Annotated in this window: 16 protein-coding genes and 1 tRNA gene; 9 read left to right on the top strand and 8 right to left on the bottom strand. The window is 70.7% G+C overall.

From position 1 onward, the window contains the following. Positions 1–13: 13 nt before the first annotated feature. The 5 genes from ACFWNN_RS07170 to ACFWNN_RS07150 all read left to right on the top strand — a co-directional run bounded on the left by ACFWNN_RS07170 (position 14) and on the right by ACFWNN_RS07150 (position 7,234). Positions 14–301: a hypothetical protein gene (locus ACFWNN_RS07170; protein ID WP_382438980.1), complete on the top strand. Its 288-nt coding sequence runs from the start codon at positions 14–16 to the stop codon at positions 299–301. Positions 302–318: 17 nt separating this feature from the next. Then, complete coding sequence (locus ACFWNN_RS07165) at positions 319–792, top strand: TspO/MBR family protein (protein WP_382438979.1); 474 nt, start codon at positions 319–321, stop codon at positions 790–792. A 103-nt stretch (positions 793–895) separates the two neighbouring features. Continuing rightward, positions 896–979, top strand: a tRNA-Tyr gene (locus ACFWNN_RS07160). Positions 980–1,058: 79 nt separating this feature from the next. After that, complete coding sequence (locus ACFWNN_RS07155) at positions 1,059–1,550, top strand: Gmad2 immunoglobulin-like domain-containing protein (RefSeq protein ID WP_382438978.1); 492 nt, start codon at positions 1,059–1,061, stop codon at positions 1,548–1,550. Between the two features lie 218 nt (positions 1,551–1,768). Then, positions 1,769–7,234 carry a carboxyl transferase domain-containing protein gene (locus ACFWNN_RS07150; RefSeq protein WP_382438977.1) on the top strand — a complete coding sequence of 1,822 codons (5,466 nt, stop codon included), beginning with the start codon at positions 1,769–1,771 and terminating at the stop codon, positions 7,232–7,234. 21 nt (positions 7,235–7,255) lie between these two features. Here the strand turns inward: ACFWNN_RS07150 and ACFWNN_RS07145 are convergent, their stop codons facing one another. Further along, positions 7,256–8,149, bottom strand: a complete 894-nt coding sequence (locus tag ACFWNN_RS07145) for a 5'-nucleotidase (protein ID WP_382438976.1) — start codon at positions 8,147–8,149, stop codon at positions 7,256–7,258. Positions 8,150–8,200: 51 nt separating this feature from the next. Here ACFWNN_RS07145 and ACFWNN_RS07140 point away from each other — a divergent pair, with 51 nt between their 5' ends. Then, complete coding sequence (locus ACFWNN_RS07140; protein ID WP_382438975.1) at positions 8,201–8,515, top strand: DMT family transporter; 315 nt, start codon at positions 8,201–8,203, stop codon at positions 8,513–8,515. Then, on the top strand, positions 8,516–8,914 hold the full coding sequence (locus ACFWNN_RS07135; RefSeq protein ID WP_382438974.1) for a DMT family transporter: 399 nt from the start codon (positions 8,516–8,518) through the stop codon (positions 8,912–8,914). It abuts the gene before it with no gap. On the opposite strand, the gene ACFWNN_RS07130 is transcribed toward ACFWNN_RS07135, so the two are convergent. The 3 genes from ACFWNN_RS07130 to ACFWNN_RS07120 all read right to left on the bottom strand — a co-directional run bounded on the left by ACFWNN_RS07130 (position 8,807) and on the right by ACFWNN_RS07120 (position 13,015). Next, positions 8,807–10,072 carry a glycosyl hydrolase family 18 protein gene (locus tag ACFWNN_RS07130; RefSeq protein WP_382438973.1) on the bottom strand — a complete coding sequence of 422 codons (1,266 nt, stop codon included), beginning with the start codon at positions 10,070–10,072 and terminating at the stop codon, positions 8,807–8,809. The genes ACFWNN_RS07135 and ACFWNN_RS07130 overlap by 108 nt on opposite strands. Positions 10,073–10,257: 185 nt before the next feature. Then, positions 10,258–10,995 (bottom strand): SDR family NAD(P)-dependent oxidoreductase, encoded by a 738-nt coding sequence (locus ACFWNN_RS07125; RefSeq protein ID WP_382438972.1) that lies wholly within the window; start codon positions 10,993–10,995, stop codon positions 10,258–10,260. A gap of 7 nt (positions 10,996–11,002) precedes the next feature. Continuing rightward, a complete protein-coding gene (locus tag ACFWNN_RS07120; protein ID WP_382438971.1) occupies positions 11,003–13,015 on the bottom strand; it encodes a protein kinase in 2,013 nt (670 codons plus the stop codon). Positions 13,016–13,162: 147 nt separating this feature from the next. Between ACFWNN_RS07120 and ACFWNN_RS07115 the strand changes: the two genes are divergently transcribed. Next, the gene (locus tag ACFWNN_RS07115) at positions 13,163–13,774 is read left to right on the top strand and encodes a Clp protease N-terminal domain-containing protein (RefSeq protein WP_382438970.1); all 612 of its coding nucleotides are present in this window, start codon (positions 13,163–13,165) and stop codon (positions 13,772–13,774) included. Here ACFWNN_RS07115 and ACFWNN_RS07110 read toward each other — a convergent pair. Then, positions 13,728–14,693, bottom strand: coding sequence for a helix-turn-helix transcriptional regulator (locus ACFWNN_RS07110; protein WP_382438969.1), 966 nt, complete (start codon positions 14,691–14,693; stop codon positions 13,728–13,730). The two genes, ACFWNN_RS07115 and ACFWNN_RS07110, sit on opposite strands and share 47 nt — an antisense overlap. A gap of 104 nt (positions 14,694–14,797) precedes the next feature. Here ACFWNN_RS07110 and ACFWNN_RS07105 point away from each other — a divergent pair, with 104 nt between their 5' ends. Continuing rightward, positions 14,798–15,199, top strand: coding sequence for a VOC family protein (locus tag ACFWNN_RS07105; RefSeq protein WP_382438968.1), 402 nt, complete (start codon positions 14,798–14,800; stop codon positions 15,197–15,199). Positions 15,200–15,540: 341 nt separating this feature from the next. Here ACFWNN_RS07105 and ACFWNN_RS07100 read toward each other — a convergent pair whose 3' ends face one another. From ACFWNN_RS07100 to ACFWNN_RS07090, 3 genes are all read right to left on the bottom strand, one after another. Further along, a complete protein-coding gene (locus ACFWNN_RS07100) occupies positions 15,541–16,839 on the bottom strand; it encodes an NAD(P)/FAD-dependent oxidoreductase (protein WP_382438967.1) in 1,299 nt (432 codons plus the stop codon). Between the two features lie 80 nt (positions 16,840–16,919). Next, a complete protein-coding gene (locus ACFWNN_RS07095) occupies positions 16,920–17,582 on the bottom strand; it encodes a response regulator (RefSeq protein ID WP_382438966.1) in 663 nt (220 codons plus the stop codon). Between the two features lie 106 nt (positions 17,583–17,688). Then, positions 17,689–20,217 carry a histidine kinase gene (locus ACFWNN_RS07090; RefSeq protein ID WP_382438965.1) on the bottom strand — a complete coding sequence of 843 codons (2,529 nt, stop codon included), beginning with the start codon at positions 20,215–20,217 and terminating at the stop codon, positions 17,689–17,691. Position 20,218 lies beyond the last annotated feature (1 nt).

Genomic DNA, 20,218 nt, shown 5'->3' with positions numbered 1-20,218 from the left:
CACTGTGTGACTCATGGGCCTCGCCGACCGGATGATCCGCCTGCTCTGGGCGGTCGGCGGTGAGGCCGTGGCGTCCCGCGTGCTGAGCACCCACTGGCGGCACCTGCCGACCGACGACCCGCTGGGCCGCGCGTTGCGGGGACGGCTGGTGGAGGCGTTGCGCGCCGAGCTGCCGGGCCACGACGCGGCGATCCGCGAGGCCGTGCTGGTCGACGAGCTCACCCTGCTGGGTCCCGCCGAACGGCAGCGGCCGAGCCGCGCGGCCGTGCTCGGGATCGTGCGTGCTTTGCCGGGCGCCTGAGCGGGTACCTCCGTGGCATGACTCTCGTATCCGAACGGCACCCCGTCCGCGCCCTGGGGCTGTTCGCGGGAGCCGTGCTGGTCACGGCCGTGGTGGGCTCGTTGTTCTCCGTGTCGGCCGGGTCGACTTACGCGATGCTGGAGCAGCCCGCGTGGGCACCGCCGGGGTGGCTGTTCGGTCCGGTGTGGACGACGCTCTACGTGATGATCGCGGCCGCCGGATGGCTGGCGTGGCGGGCCGGGGCCTCGCGCGGCGAGCTGACGTTGTTCGGCGCGCAGCTCGTGCTGAACGCGGCCTGGACGCCGTTGTTCTTCGGGCTCGGCTGGTTCTGGCCGGCGTTCGCCGAGATCCTCGTGCTGTGGCTCTCCATCGCCGCGCTGGTCGTGGTCTTCTGGCGGCGGAACAAGGCCGCCGGTCTGCTCCTCGTGCCCTATCTGGCGTGGGTGAGCTTCGCGGCGGCCCTGAACCTCTCCATCGCGCTGCTCAACTAATTCGGTCGCGCCCGTCGGCAAGATCCGGCACAGTGGTCCGCATGCGCCGATATCCGAGGTATCTCCCCAGCTCAGGGCACGTCTTCGTGCTCGGGGCAACCATGGTGGAGATGGGGCTGTGGAGCCCCGCCCGTCTGTAAAACGGGAGCCTCGCGCACAGTCGGTTCGACTCCGACCTCCACCACCAGCCGTTGCGCCACCGGGGTGACCCCGGGCAACGCCACCCCTTCCCGCTCCGACTCATCGGGTGGAGGAAGGGGAAAACCATGTCCATCGACATCCAGCAGCCCCGGCCGCAGGGCCTCGTCGGGAGCCGCGTGCACATCGCGGGCACCGCGGGCGGCGCGTTCGAGGCCCAGTTCGGCTACCGGATCCACGAGGGCCACGACGAGGTCACCGGCACGTTCACGGCGGGCGACGGCACCGGCGGCCACGGCCAGTTCCAGGTGCGGGCGGACGTGTCCGGGGCGTCGTTCGCGCTCGACCGGCTCTTCGTCGAGGTCTTCTGGGTCTCGCCGAAGGACGGCGCCGAGGTCGACAAGGTGATCGTCCCGGTCGTCTACGGGCCGCGGATCGTGCCCGGCTACCGCGTCTACCAGGAGTACGAGATCAAGCCTGGCGACACGTTGTGGTCGATCGCCACGCACTTCTACGGCACCGGCAACCTCTACACCCGGCTCGTGCGGGCGAACCCGCACGTGATCACCAACCCGAACGTCATCACCCCGGGATCCGTGATCCGGGTCCCGCAGTCCTGAACCGTTTCCGTGCGCACCCCGCCACCCCGCGTGGTGAGCTGTGCCACGCGCTCAAGCGAGACTGTGTCAAGGACCTGGTGGCTTGTTGGTTTCATACAAACCACGCTGCTCAACTCGCTTCGATCTAGCGGTTTTCCTACCGGGTAGTAGACGAGAGTGTGTACACCGATTGGGCGGCGTTTGCCGCTGAGGTCGTATGTCCGCGAGGAGCCAAGTCGTTGTTCAGTCGTGTAGCGATCGTCAACCGCGGGGAAGCCGCAATGCGGCTGATCCACGCCGTCCGTGAGCTCGCCGCCGAGTCAGGGGAACGGATCGAGACCGTTGCCCTGTACACCGATGTCGACAAGTCCGCCCCCTTCGTCAGGGAAGCGGACCTCGCCTACAACCTCGGTCTGGCGGCGGATCGTCCCTACCTCAACCTGGAGGTGCTGGAGACCGCCCTCGTCGAGACGAAGGCCGACGCCGCGTGGGTCGGCTGGGGCTTCGTCGCCGAGATCCCCGAGTTCGCCGAGCTCTGCGAGAAGGTCGGCGTCACGTTCGTCGGCCCGTCCGCCGAGGCCATGCGCAAGCTCGGTGACAAGATCGGCTCCAAGCTGATCGCCGAGGAGGTCGGGGTCCCGGTCGCGCCGTGGTCGCGCGGTGCCGTCGACAACCTCGAGCACGCCCTGAAGGTGGCCGAGGAGGTCACCTACCCGTTGATGCTGAAGGCGACCGCCGGTGGCGGTGGGCGCGGCATCCGCAAGATCACGTCTCCTGCCGAGATGGAGGAGAACTTCGAGCGCACCAGCCTGGAGGCCGCGCGCGCGTTCGGCTCCGGCGTGATGTTCCTGGAGCGCCTCGTCACGGGCGCCCGGCACGTCGAGGTGCAGGTCATCGCCGACGGCCAGGGCACGGCGTGGGCGCTCGGCGTCCGCGACTGCTCGGTGCAGCGGCGCAACCAGAAGATCATCGAGGAGTCGGCCTCCTGCGTGCTGGAGCAGCACCAGGTCGACGAGCTCAAGTCGTCGGCCGAGCGGCTCGCGAACGCCGTGGGCTACCGCGGCGCGTGCACCGTCGAGTTCCTCTACCACCCCGGTGAGAAGCTCTTCGCGTTCCTCGAGGTCAACACCCGCCTCCAGGTCGAGCACCCGATCACCGAGATCACCACGAGCTTCGACCTGGTCAAGGCGCAGCTGCACGTGGCGGGTGGCGGCAAGCTGGAGGGCGAGAAGCCCGTCGAGCTCGGCCACGCCGTCGAGGCGCGCCTGAACGCCGAGGACCCGGACCGCGACTTCGCGCCGTGCCCCGGCACGATCGTTCGTCTGGAGCTCCCGGCCGGCCCCGGCATCCGCGTCGACACCGGTGTCGCGGAGGGCTCGCAGATCCCCGCCGACTTCGACTCGATGATCGCGAAGATCATCGCGTACGGCCGCGACCGCGACGAGGCGCTCGGCAAGCTGCGCCGCGCCATGGCCGAGACCACGGTCATCATCGAGGGCGGCACGACCAACAAGAGCTTCGTGCTCGACCTGCTGGACGAGCCCGCCGTGATCGACGGCAGCGCCGACACGTCGTGGATCGACCGCGTGCGTGCCGACGGCGGCCTGATCTCGCACCGCCACTCCGCGATCGCGCTGGCCGCGGCCGGCATCGAGGTCTACGAGGACGAGGAGCAGATCAACCGCTCCGAGCTGCTCGCCTCCGCGCGGGGCGGTCAGCCGCGCACCAACCACGAGGGCGCGGTCAAGCTCGAGTTCGTGCTGCGCGGCACGCCGTACGTCGTGAACGTCGCCCGCGTCGGTGCCACCAGCTACCGCGTCGGCGTGTCCGCCGCGGACTCCGAGACCGTGCTGACCGGTGACGTCGACGTCGAGCGGTTCGACCACCACGTCGGTCAGATCACCGTCAACGGCAGCCGGTTCCGCGTGGTTACCGGCACGCACGGCCCCGTCCACCAGGTCGAGGTCGACGGCGTCACGCACCGCGTCACCCGCGACGAGGGCGGTGTCCTGCGCTCGCCGATGCCCGCGCTCGTCGTCGCCACGCCGCTCGCGGTCGGTGCCGAGGTCGAGGCCGGCGCGCCCGTTCTCGTGCTCGAGGCGATGAAGATGGAGACGGTGCTGCGCGCGCCGTTCCGCGCTCGCCTCAAGGAGCTGAACGTCGTCGTCGGCACCCAGGTCCCCGCCGGTGGAGCGCTGCTCAAGCTGGAGGAGATCGAGGACGAGGCAGGCGCGGAGGAGGTCGCGAAGTCCGACTCGGCAGTCGAGCTGGAACTGCCCGCGCCGCGCACCGGCGTGCGGCCGGAGGAGCTCGTCGCGGACGGTCTCGACGACCTGCGCAACCTGTTGCTGGGCTTCGACACCACCGCGGGCGAGACCGAGCGCGTGCTCAGGAACTACATGGGCGCACGGCACGACCTGGCCGAGCGGCCGCTCGTCCAGGAGGCGAACCTGCTCGGCATCTTCGCCGACCTGTGCGACCTCTCGCGCAACCGTCCGGCCGGCGAGGAGACCAAGCCGGAGAACCACATCCACTCTCCGCGCGAGCACTTCCACACCTACCTGAAGACGCTGGACGCCGACCGCGCCGCGCTGCCGGAGGGCTTCCGCTCCCGGCTGCAGAACGTGATCGGCCACTACGGCATCACCGAGCTCGACCGCACGCCCGAGCTGGAGCAGGCCGTCTTCCGGATCTTCGTGGCGCTGCGCCGCGGTGTGTTCGACGCGGCCGTCGCGACGACCGTGCTGCGCCAGTGGGTGCAGGAGGCACCGCCGGTCGAGGCCGAGCGGGTCCAGATCGGCCTGGTGCTGGAGCACATCATCGCCGCGACGCAGGTCCGCTACCCGGCGGTGGCCGACCTCGCCCGCAGCGTCGTGTTCACCTGGTTCGCGCAGCCGCTGGTGCGCCGCACCCGTGCCCGCGTGCACACCGAGGTCCGCAAGCACCTGATCTACCTCGACGGGCAGCCCGCCGCCGCCGACCGCGAGGAGCGGATCGTGGCGATGGTGGCGTCGGCCGAACCGCTGGTGCGCCTGCTCGGCCAGCGCATCGGCAAGCCCGGCGCGGACAACACCCCGTTGCTGGAGGTGCTGGCCCGCCGCTACTACACCAAGAAGGCGCTGGAGACCCCGCGCGTCGAAGGTGCGTTCTTCATCGCGGAGAACGCGCCGGAGCAGACCCGCCTGATCTCGACGGCGGTGGAGTTCGCGTCGCTGACCGAGGCCGTCGGAGAGGTCGTCAAGCACGGCACCGGCAGCGCCGTCGTCGCGGACCTCTACGTCAAGTGGACCGAGGGACCGTCCGATCAGGACGAGATGGCCGCCGCTCTGGGTTCGGCGCTGGCCGCGCACCAGCTGCCGCCGACGATCACCCGCGTCACCACCACGGTGGCGGGCCGTCTCGGCGAGTCGATGCACCACCACTTCACGTTCCGCCCGTCTTCCAACGGGTTCGCCGAGGAGAGGCTGGTGCGCGGGCTCCACCCGCGCATCGCCGAACGCATGCAGCTCGAACGGCTGCGCGAGTTCGACCTCACGCGTCTCACCTCCGTGGACGAGGACGTGTACCTGTTCCGCGCCGTGGCCAAGGCGAACAAGTCCGACGAACGCCTCGTGGCGCTCGGCCAGGTCCGCGACCTGACGCCGTTGCGCGACGACGAGGGCCGCATCGTCGCCCTGCCCGCCGCCGAGGACGTCCTCGCGACGTGCCTGGACGGCATCCGCCGGGCCCGCGCGCAGTCGGGTGGCCGCACGCGCCTCGCGACCAACCGCGTGGTGCTCTACGCGTGGCCGCCGACCGAGCTCGGGTCGAAGGACCTGGACGCGATCGCCCAGCGCGTGCTGCCGACGACCGCCGGCCTGGACCTGGAAGAGGTCCTGTTCCTGGCGCGTCGCCGCGACCCGGTGACCGGGGAGCTCTCCGACATCGGTGTGCGGATCGCGAACGACGCCGGTGCCGGCGTGCGGTTCTCGTTCGTGCAACCGCCGACGGACCCGATCCAGCCGCTCGACGACTACCGCCAGAACGTGCTGCGCGCGCAGTCCCGCGGCACGATCTACCCGTACGAGCTGGTCGACATGCTCGTCGGCGACGGCGGTTCCTTCGTGGAGCACGACCTCGTCGACGGCGCGCTGGTTCCGGTCGACCGCCCGCGCGGTGGCAACAAGGCGGGCATCGTCGTCGGTGTGGTGACCACGCCGACCCCGGCGTACCCCGAGGGCATGAAGCGCGTGGTGCTGCTGGGCGACCCGACCAAGTCGCTGGGCGCGCTGGCCGAGCCCGAGTGCTCGCGGGTGATCCACGCGATCGACCTGGCCGAGTCGCTGACCGTTCCGCTGGAGTGGTTCTCGCTCTCGTCCGGCGCGAAGATCTCGATGAGCTCCGGTGTCGAGAACATGGACTGGGTGGCCGCGGCTCTCAAGCGGATCGTCGAGTTCACGCAGGACGGTGGCGAGATCAACGTCGTCGTCAACGGCATCAACGTCGGCGCCCAGCCGTACTGGAACGCCGAGGCCACGATGCTCATGCACACCAAGGGCATCCTGGTCATGACCCCGGACTCGGCGATGGTGCTGACCGGCAAGCAGGCCCTGGACTTCTCCGGCGGCGTCTCGGCGGAGGACAACTACGGCATCGGCGGCTACGACCGCGTCATGGGCCCGAACGGCCAGGCGCAGTACTGGGCCCCGAACCTGCGGTCGGCGTTCGACGTCCTGCTGGCCCACTACGAGCACAGCTACATCGCTCCCGGTGAGGCCGGCCCGCGTCGAGTGTCCACTTCGGACCCCTCGTTCCGCGACGTCTCGTCGTTCCCGCACGTGGTCGGCGACAGCCCGTTCACCACGGTCGGCGAGATCTTCTCGCTGGAGTCGAACCCGGACCGCAAGAAGCCGTTCGACATCCGCACCGTGATGCGCGCGCTGTCCGACCAGGACCACGAGGTGCTGGAGCGCTGGGCGGGCATGGCCGACGCCGACACCGCCGTCGTCCAGGACGTGCACCTCGGCGGCATCCCGGTCACGCTGCTGGGCGTCGAGTCGCGCGGTGTCTCCCGCACCGGCTTCCCGCCCACCGACGGCCCGGACACCTACACCGCCGGCACGTTGTTCCCGAAGTCGTCGAAGAAGGCGGCCCGCGCGATCAACGCGGCCTCGGGCAACAGGCCTCTCGTGGTGCTGGCGAACCTGTCCGGCTTCGACGGCTCCCCGGAGTCGATGCGCGAACTGCAGCTCGAGTACGGCGCCGAGATCGGCCGCGCGATCGTCAACTTCCGCGGCCCGATCGTCTTCACGGTGATCTCGCGCTACCACGGCGGCGCGTTCGTGGTCTTCTCGAAGGCCCTGAACCCGTCCATGACCGTGCTCGCGGTCGAGGGCTCCTTCGCCTCGGTCATCGGCGGCGCCCCCGCCGCGGCCGTGGTGTTCGCCCGCGAGGTGGACGGCCGCACGGCCAACGACCCGCGCGTGAAGAAGCTGGAGTCCGCGGTCTCCGAGGCCTCCGGTGCGGAGCGTGCCGCGCTGACCGGTGAGCTGGCGTCGACGCGTCAGTCGGTGCGGACCGAGAAGCTGAACGAGATGGCCGCCGAGTTCGACCGGGTGCACAGCGTGCAGCGCGCGGTCGAGGTGGGCGCGGTCGACGCGATCATCTCGGCGGCGGAGCTCCGTCCCGCGATCATCAAGGCGATCGAGGACGGCCTCGCGAGGTAGTTCTCCTGGGACAGAGCCCGGTCACCCTTCGGTAGCCGGGCTCTTCTCGTTCGACACCCCGAACGGCACGTGCACGCACGGCACCGTCCGCGTCAGGTGACCGCGCTGGTCGTCGAAGAAGATGTGCGGCTTCAGCACGTCCAGGATCGGCGCCTTCTTCAACCCTCCCAGGAAGAACGCGTCGTTCACCGTCAGTCCCCACGCCTTGAGGCTGTTGATCGCCCGCTCGTGCGCCGGGGCCGACCGCGCGGTCACCACCGAGACGCGGACGCGGTCCTCGGCGTGCCGCTGGATCCGGTTCACGCCCGCGAGGAAGTTCCGCAGCGGCCCCGGATCCAGCGGCGTGACCACGTGGGACGCCTCGTGCTGCTGGAACTCGTCGAGCCCGCCCGCCTGGTAGATCCGCTCGGACGCGTCATCGGCCAGCACCCCGTCGAAGTCGAACGCGATCCGCAGCGCCGGATCGTCGTCGTCCTGGAACGACGACGTGAGCACCTGACCGGCGGGCATGCCGGCGAGCGTCGCCTTGCGGACGTCGTTCTCGTTGGCGGACAAGAACAACGACATGTTCAGCGCCGGCATGAACTCGTGCGGCGCGCGGCCCTCGGTGAAGATCGCGCGGCTGATCTTCAGGTCGTGGTGGGCGGCCGAGCGCAGGATGCGCAGGCCGGTGTCGGGGGAGTTGCGCGACAGCACGATCACCTCGACCAGCGGCGCGAGTGCGTTGAGCTGGAGCAGGCGGCGCAGGAACGGGAACGCGACGCCCGGTGCGAACGGGTCGGCGAGGTGCGCTTCCTGGTGGGCCCGGTAGGCCTCTTTGCCCTCGGACGCGAACACGGCGTCCGACTCGGTCAGGTCGAACAAGGCGCTCGACGCGACGCCTACGACCAGCAGGTTTTCCAGGCTGGGAGCCACATCACGGGATCGTAGCGGTCGGGAATGCGTTTTTCTGGTACGGTCGTACCAATGTACTGGGTGGTGTTGGTGGCTTCCGGGGTGCTGGAGGCCGTGTGGGCGACGGCTTTGGCCGCGTCGAAGGGTTTCCGCCGGCCGTGGCCGGTGGTGGTGTTCGCCGTGTCGATGACGGCCAGCGTCGTCGGCCTCGCGTGGGCGATGCGGGGGATTCCCGTCGGCACGGCGTACGCGGTGTGGGTCGGCGTGGGAGCCGTGCTCACGGTGCTCGTCGCGGTGCTGCGCCGCGAGGAGGAGCTCGACGTCAAGCGCGCGCTGGTGTTGACGGCGCTGGTCGGCTGCGTCGTCGGCCTGAAGGTGGTGAGCTAGATGTACTGGGCCGTGTTGCTGGGAAGCGCCGTGCTCGAAGCGGTCTGGGCGACGGCACTGTCCAAAGAGGCCTACGTGCTGTTCGTCGTCGCCGTGACGCTGAGCATGGTCGGGCTGTCCTACGGCATGAAGCGCATTCCGATCGGGACCGCGTACGCCGTGTGGGTCGGCATCGGCGCCGCGCTGACCGTGACGTGGGCGATGATCACCGGCGAGGAGACGGTCTCCGCGTGGAAGATCGTGTTCCTCACCGGGATCATCGCCTGCGTCATCGGGCTGAAGTTCCTGCGATCAGGCGTTGATCGCCCAGCGCTGGTTGGCACTGCCGAAGCAGTCCCAGACCTGGAGCCGGGTGCCGTCGGCGGAGCTGTTGCCGGTGGCGTCGAGACATCTTCCTGACGCCGCGTTGCGCAGCTGGCCGTTGGACTCCAGCGTCCAGTTCTGGTTGCCGGAACCCGTGCAGTCCCACAACTGGGTCACGGCGCCGTTGGCGGTGCCGGACGCGTCGAGGCACTTGCCCAGGGAGCGCAACGTGTTGCCGTTGCGGGTCCACTGCTGCGCGTTGGTGCCGTTGCACGTGTAGAGCTGAACCGCGGTGCCGTTGGCGGAGTTCGCCGCGGCCACGTCGACGCACTTGCCACCGAAGCCGGTGATGGTGCCGCCGGTCGGAGGCTGGGGGTTGCCGTTGCCGGCGGTCTCCCAGATGGCGTTGAGCAGGCTGGTGCTGCCGGTCGTGTCCTGGGAGAGCTCCCAGTTCATGATGCCGCCCGCGTTCGACAGCGCCCACTGCGTCTTGCGACGGATCGTCGGCAAGCCGTTGTAGGAGTTGCCGTTGTACGTGTCGCGGTTGGCGTTGGCCGGGTCCGCCGCGACGATGTCGCGGTAGGAGATGTAGGTCGGCCGGCTGTAGAACGGAACGCCCAGAACGGCCTTGCTCGCGGGAAGCCCGCGGCCCTTCCAGAAGTTCACCGAGTTGATCGACCAGTCGTAGTTCGCGTGCGGGCTGCCACCGTCGTAGGCCATGATGTTCAGCCAGTCGACGATGCCGAAGACCTCGGGCTGGACGCCGTTGGCCGTGCCGCCCTCGCTGACGACCGCGGCGGTGAGGAGCTTGCCGCGGTTGTGCAGCTCGGTGCCGAGCTGGCGCATCATCGCCGTGTAGTTGTTCGCCGACTGGCCCGGATCCGGGTACTCCCAGTCCATGTCGACGCCGTCCAGGTTGTACTGGTTGACGAGGTTGACCAGGCTGTTGACGAACGTCGTCCGCGAACCGGCGTTGCCGGCCAGTTGCTCGAACGCCGAGTCGTTGCCGTTGTTCCAGCCGCCGATCGCGATCGAGACCTTCACACCGGCGGCGTGACCGCGGCTCACGAGCGTCTGCAGCTTCCCGGGGTCCGGCACGCCCTGGAGCGTGCCGTTGCCGTTCGGCAGCACGAACGAGTAGTTGATGTGCGTCAGCTTGTTGTACGGAAGCGTGTTCACATCGCCGGACCACGACGGCATGTAGCCGACGCTCTTGAATCCGGCCGGGTAGGCGGCCTGCGCGGCAGGCGCCATGACTGTCACTGTCGCCGCGGCGGCGGCCAGCGCTAGGCCGGCGGCACCGAGGCGTGAGCGGAATGAACGCATTGCAGGGGGAGGCCTTCCACTTCGTCGAGCGCCCACCGCGACGTTAGTGGTCTAGACCGGTTGCTGGAAGATCAACTGGGGACCGGAACTCGTTCCGGTCGGCGATCGTCCTCTTATCGCAGGTGAGAGGCCCCGTTCACATCCATGATCGTGCCACTGGCCCAGGTCGCCTTCTCCGATGCCAGCCACGCCACCGCCGACGCGACCTCCTCCGGCTCGGCCACGCGCCCGAACGGGCTCTGCGCGCGGATGGCGTCCCCCGCCGGTCCCGCCATGAGTTCGGTGACCATCTCGGTGTTGACGAACCCCGGCGCCACCCCCGCGACCGCAATGCCTTGGGGCGCCAACGACTGCGCGAGCGACTGCGTCATCGCGTGCAGCCCGGCCTTCGCCGCCCCGTACGCGGGGGCATCCGGCTCACCCCGGTACGCACCCCGCGAGCCGACGTTGATGATCCTGGCTCCGGGGGCCATGTGCCGGACGGCGTGCCAGGCGAGGTCGGCGGGGCCGTACAGGTTGAGCTCGATCGTGCGGCGCCAGGCGTCCTGCCACTCCTCGAAGCTCGTCGTGGAGATGGGGTGGAGGAAGTACAGGCCCGCGTTGTTGACGAGGACGTCGAGACCGCCGAGTTTCTCGACGGTCTCGTTCACGACCTGCTCGGCCTGGTTCGCGCCGAGGTCGCCCTGAACGGTGACGTGGCCGTCGCCGTTCAGGCTCTCGCTGACGGCTTTCGCCTCCGCGGCCCCGGACCGGTAGTGGACGGCGACCCGGTGGCCGCTGTCCGCGAGTGCGTGGGCGATCGCGGCGCCGATGCCGCGGGATGCTCCGGTGACGAGTGCGCGTCGGGTCATGCCACGATCATGCCTGACTGTTGATCAGCCACTTGCCGTTCTGCTGCACGAACGTGAACGTCGACGTCTCGGTCGTGTCGACGGCTCCGCCCTTCATGTAGGTGAGCGTCACGGTGATGCCGTTCTCGCCCTGCGGCACGGGGTTCGAGACCTGGACGCCGGAGTACTTGCCCCACCACGACTGGTAGTTCTCGTACGACCCCGCCTTGGTCGCCTTGAACTGCTCCGTGAGCAGCGAGTAGCCCTCCTGCAGGTTGCCGGGGATGAGCGCGTAGTAGGCGGTGATCGCCTCCTGCGCGTTCTTCGGACCGGCGGGGGCCTGCGGCTGGCTCGGGGTGTTGGCGGGCGGCTGCGTCGCGGAGTTCGCCGGCGGCTGCTCCTGGCTGCTGCCGGGCTGCTGGGGCTGCGACTGCTCGGTCGTCTGGCCCGTGGTCTGGCCCGTCGTGGTGCCGCCGGTCTGGTTGTCGCTCGCGGGCGGCTGGGCGTTGTTGTTGGTGCCGCCCTTGGGCCACAACAGGAACGAGCCGACGCCGACCGCGATCACCAGCAGCACGATCAGGATGGGGACGAGCGGGAACTTGCGCCGCTCCTCGTCCTGCTGCGATGGGGGTACGGGTGGGGTGCTGGCCGGGGTTACTGCTGCGGGAGCGGCCACCGCCGTCGCCGCCGCGGCGATCCGCGCGGACTCGGCGGCCGCTCGTTCGGCGGCGGCCTTCTCTGCCGCGGCCCGGTCGGTCTCGGCCTTCTGGGCCGCTGCCCGCTCGGCTGCCGCCTTCTGAGCCGCTGCCCTCTCAACCGCTGCCTTTTCCGCCGCTGCCTTCTCCGCGGCAACGCTTGCGGCCGCGGCCGCGGCCGCGGCCTCGTCTGCGGCAACGCGCTCGGCGGCGAGTTGCTCCGCTGCTACCTCGTCCGCCGCGACCTTTCCCGCCGCCCCGGCCGCCGCGTCCTCGCTGGCCGTCGCCGCGGTCTCACCTGCGGCGGCTCCACCCGCCGCCGCTGCTGCCGCGCCGGCTTCACCGGCGGCGGCCGCACCTGACCCAGGCCTGCTCACCAACCCGGCCGCCTCCGCCGCCGCGGCCCCCGCGACCAGCCCGGCCGCCGCGGCCGCCGACTCCTGCGCGGCCTTCGCCTCCGGCTGAGCCTCGACGGGCAGCTTCACCGTCGCCGGAATGACCGCCGTGGCCTCCGACACCTGCGGCGTCTCGTTCACGACGGCCGCCAGCAGGTGCACCGCCTCCTGCATGCTCGGCCGCCGCGCGGGATCCGTCGCGAGCAGCCGGAACAGCACCGGCGACAGCAGGGGACCGGCGTTCGCGGGCGGCATGATCGAACCGCCGGCGACGCGGTGCAGCATCGCGAGGTGGTTGTCGGCGGTGCCGAAGGGCGGGCCGCCCTCGACGGCGTTGTAGAGCGTGGCGCCGAGCGAGAACACGTCGGACGGGAGACCGGCGTCCTCGCCGCGGGCGACCTCGGGGGAGAAGAAGGCCGGGGTGCCGACGGTGCCGGTCGCGGTGGCCGTGGCGTCGTCCCCGGTGGCGCGGGAGATGCCGAAGTCGGTGATCTTGACTTCCTGGTCGCCGATCAGCACGTTGCCGGGCTTCACGTCGCGGTGCTGGATGCCGTGGCGGTGCGCGGCGGCCAGCGCGGCGGCGGTGTAGCACCCGATGCGGGCGACCTCGCGCGGCGGCAGCGTGCCCTGCTCGGTGATCACGGCGGCGAGGCTGCGGGAGGGGAGGTACTCCATGATCAGCCAGGGCCTGCCGTCCTCCTCCACGACGTCGTAGACGCGGATGGCGTTCGGGTGCTCCAGGCGGGCGGCGAGGCGGGCCTCGCGCATGGCTCTGGCCTTCGCGCGATCCACTCTGGCGTCGTCGAGACCGTCCAGCGCGAGCAGTTCCTTGGCGGCGACGACGCGGTGGAGCTGCTCGTCGTAGGCCTGCCAGACGACTCCCATCGCCCCTTGGCCGACCTTCTGCTTCAACTGGTAGCGGCTCCCGATGAGCCTGCTGCTCTCCTCCACGGTGGTTTACCCGTCCCCTCTGATCACTCACAAGTGTGACGGTTGCCGCGTTCGCCGTTGACTGTAACCCTATGTGGGGGTACATATGGGGTTATGCCAAAAATCAACGTGTACCTCCCTGACGAGTTGGCGGAATCCGTGAAGGACATGAACATCCCCGTCTCGGCGATCTGCCAGCGCGCGCTCGAAGGTTCCGTGAAGCGGATCGCCGCGATCAGGGGGCTCACCGTCACCGACCTCAGACGCGAGAACTTCCCGCAGGTCACCGACCGGGCCTGGAAAGCACTCCAGATAGCCGGTGAGGTCGCCCAAGGAGTCAAGATCGGCACCACGCACCTCCTCGCCGGCATCGTGCGGGAGGGCGGGAACCTGGCCCTCGACGTCCTCCGCGCGATCGACATCGACCCGAACGGTCTCGCCACTTTCATTCCCGTGGACCTGGGCCGGAAAACCGGCATCGGCGACGACGCGGCCGCCGCACTGGAGCTCGCGGTCACGGAGTCGATCGCGCTCGGCCACAACTACCTGGGCTGCGAGCACCTGCTGCTCGGCCTCCTCGCCGAACCGGACGGCGCGGGCGGCCAGGAACTGCGCGACCAGGGCGCCGACCTCAAGGGCACGCGCCGGGCCGTCCAGACCGCGCTCGCGGGCATCATCCACGTGCAGAAGCAGCAGCAGGCGGGCCAGGACGCGGCCAAGGTGCTGGAGATGATCATGACTCGGCTGGCGCGGCTGGAGCAGCAGGCGGGTATTGCCTGACGAGCTCGGCGCCGATGCGCGCCAGGTGCTCCCGGACGTCCGGTGACTCGACCTCGATCAGCCCGCCCCACCCGGCGACGTTGCGGGCGAGGTCGAGCGCCGTCGGCGCGGTGAGCTCGATCTTCGTCCGCTCGCCGAGGTCCTCGACGACCGTGCAGTGGCGGCCGTGCATGTGCTGGAAGATCCGGACGTACCGCGTCGGCACGAGCACGGTCGTCGCCGTCTCCGACCGCTTCCCCTCGACGGCCGTGACGACCTCGTCCCACGCGCCGGCCAGCGTGAAGTCCGCTGGTCTGGTGGATGGGGTGCCAGTGAGGGTCATACCCAGGATCCGATCGAGCCGGAACGTCCGCTGCCCGTCCGCGGTGCCGGCGATGAAGTACCAGGTGCCGTCCTTGTCGACGAGCCCCCACGGGTCGACCTCGCGCCCCTTCGGCGCCTCGCCCCGCTTCTGGTAGGTCAGCCGCACCCGCACCTGCTTGACGACGGCCAGCTGCAGCCCCTTGACCAGGGCCGGCCGGTCCTGGGTGTCCGCACCCCACGCGGCCGTGTCGACGAGCGTCGAGTCGGCGGCGGCCTCCGCCTCCGCCCGGAACGTCTGCGGCAGCGCCCTGACCAGCTTGCGCAGCGCCGACTTGATCTCCGGCGCGACCGTCGCCGCGGGTCCCGCGATCAGGAACAACGCCTGGGCCTCGGCCGAGGTCAGCCCGCTCAGGTCCGTGCGCGCGCCACCCACGAGCTGCCAGCCACCCCGTCTCCCCGGTTGGGGGTACACGGGTACCCCCGCCGCGGACAGCGCTTCGAGGTCACGCCGGGCGGTCGCGTTGGACACCTCCAGCTCCGCGGCGAGTTCCGCGGCGGTCACCCGACCTCGGGCCTGCATCAGCAACAGGGCGGCGACTAGACGGTCTGCGCGCATGTCCCCAGGTTCCCGCCAAAAGTGCTCACAAGATGAGCACTTTACGGCCGAAGCTCAAAACACACCGCCCGACCTTTTCCTGGAGGCAACCGATGTTGCGAGGCATGTCGACCGTGTCCTACTTCGCCGACGACGTGAACGAGGCACGCGACTGGTACGCGTCGTTCCTCGGCGTCGACGCCTACTTCTCGCGGAACGCCCCGGACGGCGTGCTCGGCTACGTCGAGTTCCGGCTGGGCGACTTCCAGGCGGAACTGGGCATCGTGCAGCGCCGTTTCCAGGTGACGCCGACCGACGGCCCGTCGGGCCAGATCCTCTACTGGGCCGTGGACGACCTGGACGCGACGCTGGCGAGGCTCCTGGACCTGGGCGCCGAGGTCCACGACGAACCACGCGAGCGCGGCGACGGCTTCGTGACGGCGTCGGTCGTCGACCCGTTCGGCAACATCCTGGGCGTCATGACGAACGTCCACTACCTCTCGGTCGTCGAGGGCCTCCGCTCGTAACCCGGCCGAGGTTCGCCACCGGTGGACCTGTTCGCTCCGTCCGCCGGCCAGCCGATCCGCCGGGGTGCGGCACGCGCCATCGTTGCGCGTGACCTCATCCCGGCGAGGACCGCACCGACCACGGCGTCCACGCGGCCCCGGCGCGCCTCCCCGGCCGACGCGCTTCCGTTTGGCCGACGCGCTTCCGCCTGGCCGAGCCGCGCCTGTCCGGGATGCTTCCGCCTGGCCGAGCCGCGCCTGCCCGGCCGACGCGCTTCCGTTTGGCCGTGACGCGCTTCCTCCCGGCCAAGCCGCTTCCGTCCGCCCGGCACGCTTCCGCCGACCGAAGCGCGCCCGCCCGGCTACGCCTGGTCCGGCCGTCCCCGCGCCAACGCCCTGACCAGCACGCCCGGCCGCAGCAACCGCGCCGGGTGGTCGACGAGCTGCGCGACCCGCACCGACGCCCGGTGCACCCGCCTGCTCCCCGGCACGGCCCGCACGACGCGTTCGGCGTACCACCGCGCCACCCGAGTCCTGACCGGCAGCTTCTTCGCGCTCCACCCGAGATCGGCCGACGTGGTGGCCTGCCAGGGAATCCGGGCGGCCCTGGCGACCGCGCGCTGGAACACCAGCGGTTCCTGCGCGAGGTCGTGCTCGCGTGCCAACGCCCGCAGGTCCGCGCAGTTCAGCGCGGCGAGCGTCAACCCGTGCCCGCGCACGGGGTTGAGCGACACCGCCGAGTTGCCCAGCGCGAGCAGTCCGCGCGGCCAGTCCGTCACCTGCTGGAAGCGGTTCGAGCGGCTCCGCAGGTTCACCGCGCCCCGGATCTCCGACACGGGCGTGGCCGTCTTGACGATCTCCGCGACCTCCTGGCAGCGCAGGCTCGCCGCGAACTCGAGGAACCCGTCCTCGTCCACCGGCGGCATCTCGCCGTCCGCTCCCACCAGCGTGACGAGCCACCGCCGACCATCCACGGAGGACACCACGGCGCCGCGTCTCGCCGCGGGCGCACGGGTGACCTCGCAGGCGATCTTCCAGTCCAGCCCCAGGTCCCGGTTGATCTCGTAGAGCCGGGACGCGGTCGCGACCCGCCCGTTGACGATCACCGGTGCCGGACACCGGACCCCCAGCTCCGCGAGCCACGAGACGAGCTTCCCGTCCCGCCCGGACGCGTCGACCACCAGATCCGCGTAGTCGGTGAACGGCCGATCTCCGCGCCACCCCCGCACCCCGGTGACCGCGCCCCGGTCGTGCAGGAGCCCGTCGACCGCCACGCCGTCCACGATCGACACGTTGGCCAACCGTCCCAGCCGTCGCCGGACGGCCCGCTCCACGGCTCCTCGACTGGCCGCCAGCACCTCGACCCCGAGCCACTCCCGAGGCGCCCACCCGCCGGGCAGCCGCACGAGCAGGTCGCTGCCGAGGTCGGCCCGGACCGCGCCGCCCTCCTCCAGTTCGCCCCCGAGCCGGGGAAAGAGCGACTCCACCGCTCCCAGCACCGGTTCGGACAACAGGCACGCCTGAGGCACGCCCTCCCGGAACCCGGGCCCGATCACCTCGCGCTCGACCACCACGACGTCGCCGTACGACTCGGCCAGCACCCGCGCGGCCAGCAGTCCCGCGAAGCCGGCCCCGATGACCAGCGCCCGGTCGGAGTACATGGCGGCCATGCTGACAGACCCCGCGACCCCGGCGAACCCGCCAAGAGTCCCGTGTTCCCGGGACCCACCGCCCGAGCGAACTACGCCTGCCCGGCGTCGCCGACCAAGCCCTCCCGCACCGCCCACAGCGCCGCCTGCGTCCGCGACTCCAGGCCCAGCTTGCCGAGCACGTTCGACACGTGCGTGCGCGCCGTCCGCTCCGAGATCACCAGCACCTCGGCGATGTCCCGGTTCGACCGGCCCCGTGCGACGTGCACGAGAATCTCCCGTTCCCGCGGCGTGAGCGCGGCGGCCGTGCGCGCCGGTCCCGCCAGCGACCGGGTGAGGGTCCTGGCCACCGCCGGGTCGAGGTGCACCTGCCCGCGCGTCGCCGCCCGCACCGCCGCACCCACCTGGTCCGCCTCGGCGTCCTTGAGCAGATAGCCGGCCGCGCCCGCCTCCAGCGCCACGTGCACGCGGTCCGCCTCCGAGAACGACGTCAGCGCGACCACCTCCACCCGCGGGTAGAGCTGTTTGATGGCCCTCGTGGCGCCGATGCCGTCCAGGCGGGGCATCAGGAGGTCCATCAGCACCACGTCCGGCAGGTCGTCCAGGCCGGCGAGCACGGCCAGGGCCGCCTCGCCGTCGCCCGCCTCGCCGACGACCTCGATGTCGTCCAGCATCTCGAAGAACGCCCGCATGCCGCGCCGCACCACCGCGTGGTCGTCGACGAGGAACACCCTGATGGGGACCGAGGAGTCCACCGGGGCCAAGGGGGCAAAGGGGATCAACGCCTCACTCCTTCAGTCGCCGAGATCAACGCCGTGCTGCTGTCGTCGCGGGTTCGACACGCCGGGCCGTCGTGACGGCTCAACGGCGTGCTCCCGCCGTCGCCGGGGGCAGCACCGCGCGGACCGTCGATCCGGCCGGGCCGCTGTCGATGACGAGGCCGCCGCCGATCCGCTTCATCCGCTCCCGCATGCTCACGAGGCCCATGCCGTGCGCCCGCGCGGCGGCCGGGTCGAAGCCGACACCGTCGTCGGCCACCTCGATGACCACGCCGTCGCCCTCCTCCCGCAGCGTGATCGCGATGCGGCGCGGGCTGGCGTGCTTCACGGCGTTGTGCACGGCCTCCTGCACGACGCGGAACAGCTCCGACTCCGCGCGGTCGTCCAGGCCGAGCCGGTAGCCGGGGGCTTCGACGGCGATGACGACGCCCTCGCGGGAGGCGATCGCGGCGGACTGCTTGCGGATCGCCTCGGCCAGGCCGTCCTCGCGCAGGCCGTCGGGGCGGAGCTGGAAGAGCGAGGCGCGCATCTCGGCCAGCGCGTCCTGGGTGAGGCCGCGCAACGACGTGATGCCGCGTGCGACGGGGCCGTCGGGGTCGCCGCCCTGCTTCTGCAGCGCGAGCTCGACGGCTCGGGTGTGCAGGGTCATCGAGAACAGCGCCTGCGACACCGAGTCGTGCAGCTCGCGCGCCAGGCGGTGGCGTTCCTCCAGAGCCGCGACCTGCGAGGCCTCGTCGAGCATCTCCATGACCTCCTCGACGCCGAGCTGTTCCTCGCCGGCGACCGAGGTGAGCATGATCCGCGCGGACGCCGCACCGACGGCGCCGGTCAGCACGGTCTCCACGTGGTGCACCAGCTCCGGGTCAGCGTCCTTTGTGGACGTGGGGTCGACGGGGCCAAGGGCCTTCGCGGCGGCGCGCCGTCCGAGCGACCGGGCCAGCACGTCGTGCAGCGCGCACACCGGTACCCGGCTGCGCCACAACCGGGGGCGCGACGGGTCGTCGAGAGCGTCGACGAACAGCACGGCCTGCGCCTGTTCGCGCGCCTGCGGACGGCCGAGCAACGACACCACCACGTAGCAGCCCGCGTTCACGAGCATGCTCCAGAACATGCCGTGGCTGATGTTGTCCATGCCGTTCACGCCGAGCAGGTGTTCCGGGCGCAGCGCGGAGATCCCGAACGGCCCGTGCTCGAGGAACGCCGTCGGCACCCACCCCGTGGCCGCGAAGTTGGGCAGCAGCAACGTGTACGTCCACACGCCGAACCCGGCGACCAGGCCCACCACGACACCGTCGCGCGTGCCGCCCTTCCAGAACAGGCCGCCGAGGATCGCGGGCGCGAACTGCGCGACGGCCGCGAACGACACCAGGCCCATCGACACCAGCGCCGCGCTCTCGCCCGCCAGCCGGAAGTACGCGTAGCCGAGCAGCATCACGAAGACGATCGACAGCCGCCGCGTCACCAGGATCAGGCGTGCCAGGCGGCCCGGGTAGCCGCGGCGCAGCAGCATCGGCACGACGATCGAGTTCGACACCATCGTCGACAGCGCCACGGTCTCCACGATGATCATGCCCGTCGCCGCGCTCAGCCCGCCGACGAACACCAGCAACGCCAGCGCGTCCATGCCCGCGGCCATCGGGACGGTGAGGACGAACGTGTCCGCCTCGGCGCCGTCCCCGAAGCGCAGCAGGCCCGCCGCCGCGATCGGCAGCACGAACACGCTGATCAGCAGCATGTACAGCGGTGTCATCCACATCGCCTGCTTGACGTGCCGCTCGTCGACGTTCTCCACGACGCCGACCTGCCACTGCCGCGGCAGCAGCACGATCGCGAAGAGCGACAACACGTTCAGCCACACCCACGTGCCGGTCGAGTCGCCGAGCGTGAACAACTCCGTGTGGCCCGCCGTCCACGCCTGGCCGAACAGGTCGCCGAACCCGTCGTACAGGCCCCACGTCACGGCGATGCCCGCCGCGACGAACGCCACGAGCTTCACCACGGACTCGAACGCGATCGCGGTGACCATGCCCTCGTGGCGCTCGGTGGCGTCGAGATGCCTGGTGCCGAACAGGATCGTGAAGCCCGCCAGCAGCAACGCCACGTACAGCGCCGTGTCCTCCAGCACCGGCACCTGGCCGAGCGAGGACGACGGCGTGATGGCGGGCGCGCGGCGGATGATCTCGAACGTCGTGGAGACAGCCTTGAGCTGCAAGGCGATGTACGGCACGACGCCCACCACGGCGATGGCCGCGACCAGTCCGCCGAGGCGCGCGCTCCTGCCGTAGCGGGCGGACACGAAGTCGGCGAGGCTCGTGATGCGGTGCCGGTGGCTGATGTGGATGATCCGGCGCAGCACCAGCCAGCCGAGCGCGAGCATGATCGTCGGCCCGAGGTAGATCGACAGGTAGCTCACGCCCGTGGACGCCGCCCGGCCGACGCTGCCGTAGTAGGTCCACGACGTCGCGTACACCGCCAGGGAGAGCGCGTAGATCGTGCCGCGGCCGACGATGCTGCGCCCGGCGTCGGCCCTGCGGTCGCCGTAGAACGCGATCGCGAACAGCACGGCCAGGTAGGCGACGGAGACCGTGACGAGGAACCAGGTCTGCAGCACG

Source organism: Lentzea sp. NPDC058450 (assembly GCF_042721395.1).
Taxonomy (GTDB): domain Bacteria; phylum Actinomycetota; class Actinomycetes; order Mycobacteriales; family Pseudonocardiaceae; genus Lentzea.
Note: the sequence above shows the minus strand (reverse complement) of the source record. Positions and strands in the feature narration are given on the sequence as shown.

Bases quoted from the DNA above. Each gene is read 5' to 3' on its own strand.
- ACFWNN_RS07130 (WP_382438973.1), bottom strand. From the start codon at position 10,072: ATGGCGCCTGCCGCGCAGGCCGCCTACCCGGCCGGATTCAAGAGCGTC.
- ACFWNN_RS07115 (WP_382438970.1), top strand. From the start codon at position 13,163: ATGAACATCCCCGTCTCGGCGATCTGCCAGCGCGCGCTCGAAGGTTCC.
- ACFWNN_RS07110 (WP_382438969.1), bottom strand. From the start codon at position 14,693: ATGCGCGCAGACCGTCTAGTCGCCGCCCTGTTGCTGATGCAGGCCCGA.
- ACFWNN_RS07125 (WP_382438972.1), bottom strand. From the start codon at position 10,995: ATGACCCGACGCGCACTCGTCACCGGAGCATCCCGCGGCATCGGCGCC.
- ACFWNN_RS07170 (WP_382438980.1), top strand. From the start codon at position 14: ATGGGCCTCGCCGACCGGATGATCCGCCTGCTCTGGGCGGTCGGCGGT.
- ACFWNN_RS07140 (WP_382438975.1), top strand. From the start codon at position 8,201: ATGTACTGGGTGGTGTTGGTGGCTTCCGGGGTGCTGGAGGCCGTGTGG.
- ACFWNN_RS07165 (WP_382438979.1), top strand. From the start codon at position 319: ATGACTCTCGTATCCGAACGGCACCCCGTCCGCGCCCTGGGGCTGTTC.
- ACFWNN_RS07135 (WP_382438974.1), top strand. From the start codon at position 8,516: ATGTACTGGGCCGTGTTGCTGGGAAGCGCCGTGCTCGAAGCGGTCTGG.
- ACFWNN_RS07100 (WP_382438967.1), bottom strand. From the start codon at position 16,839: ATGTACTCCGACCGGGCGCTGGTCATCGGGGCCGGCTTCGCGGGACTG.
- ACFWNN_RS07105 (WP_382438968.1), top strand. From the start codon at position 14,798: ATGTCGACCGTGTCCTACTTCGCCGACGACGTGAACGAGGCACGCGAC.
- ACFWNN_RS07155 (WP_382438978.1), top strand. From the start codon at position 1,059: ATGTCCATCGACATCCAGCAGCCCCGGCCGCAGGGCCTCGTCGGGAGC.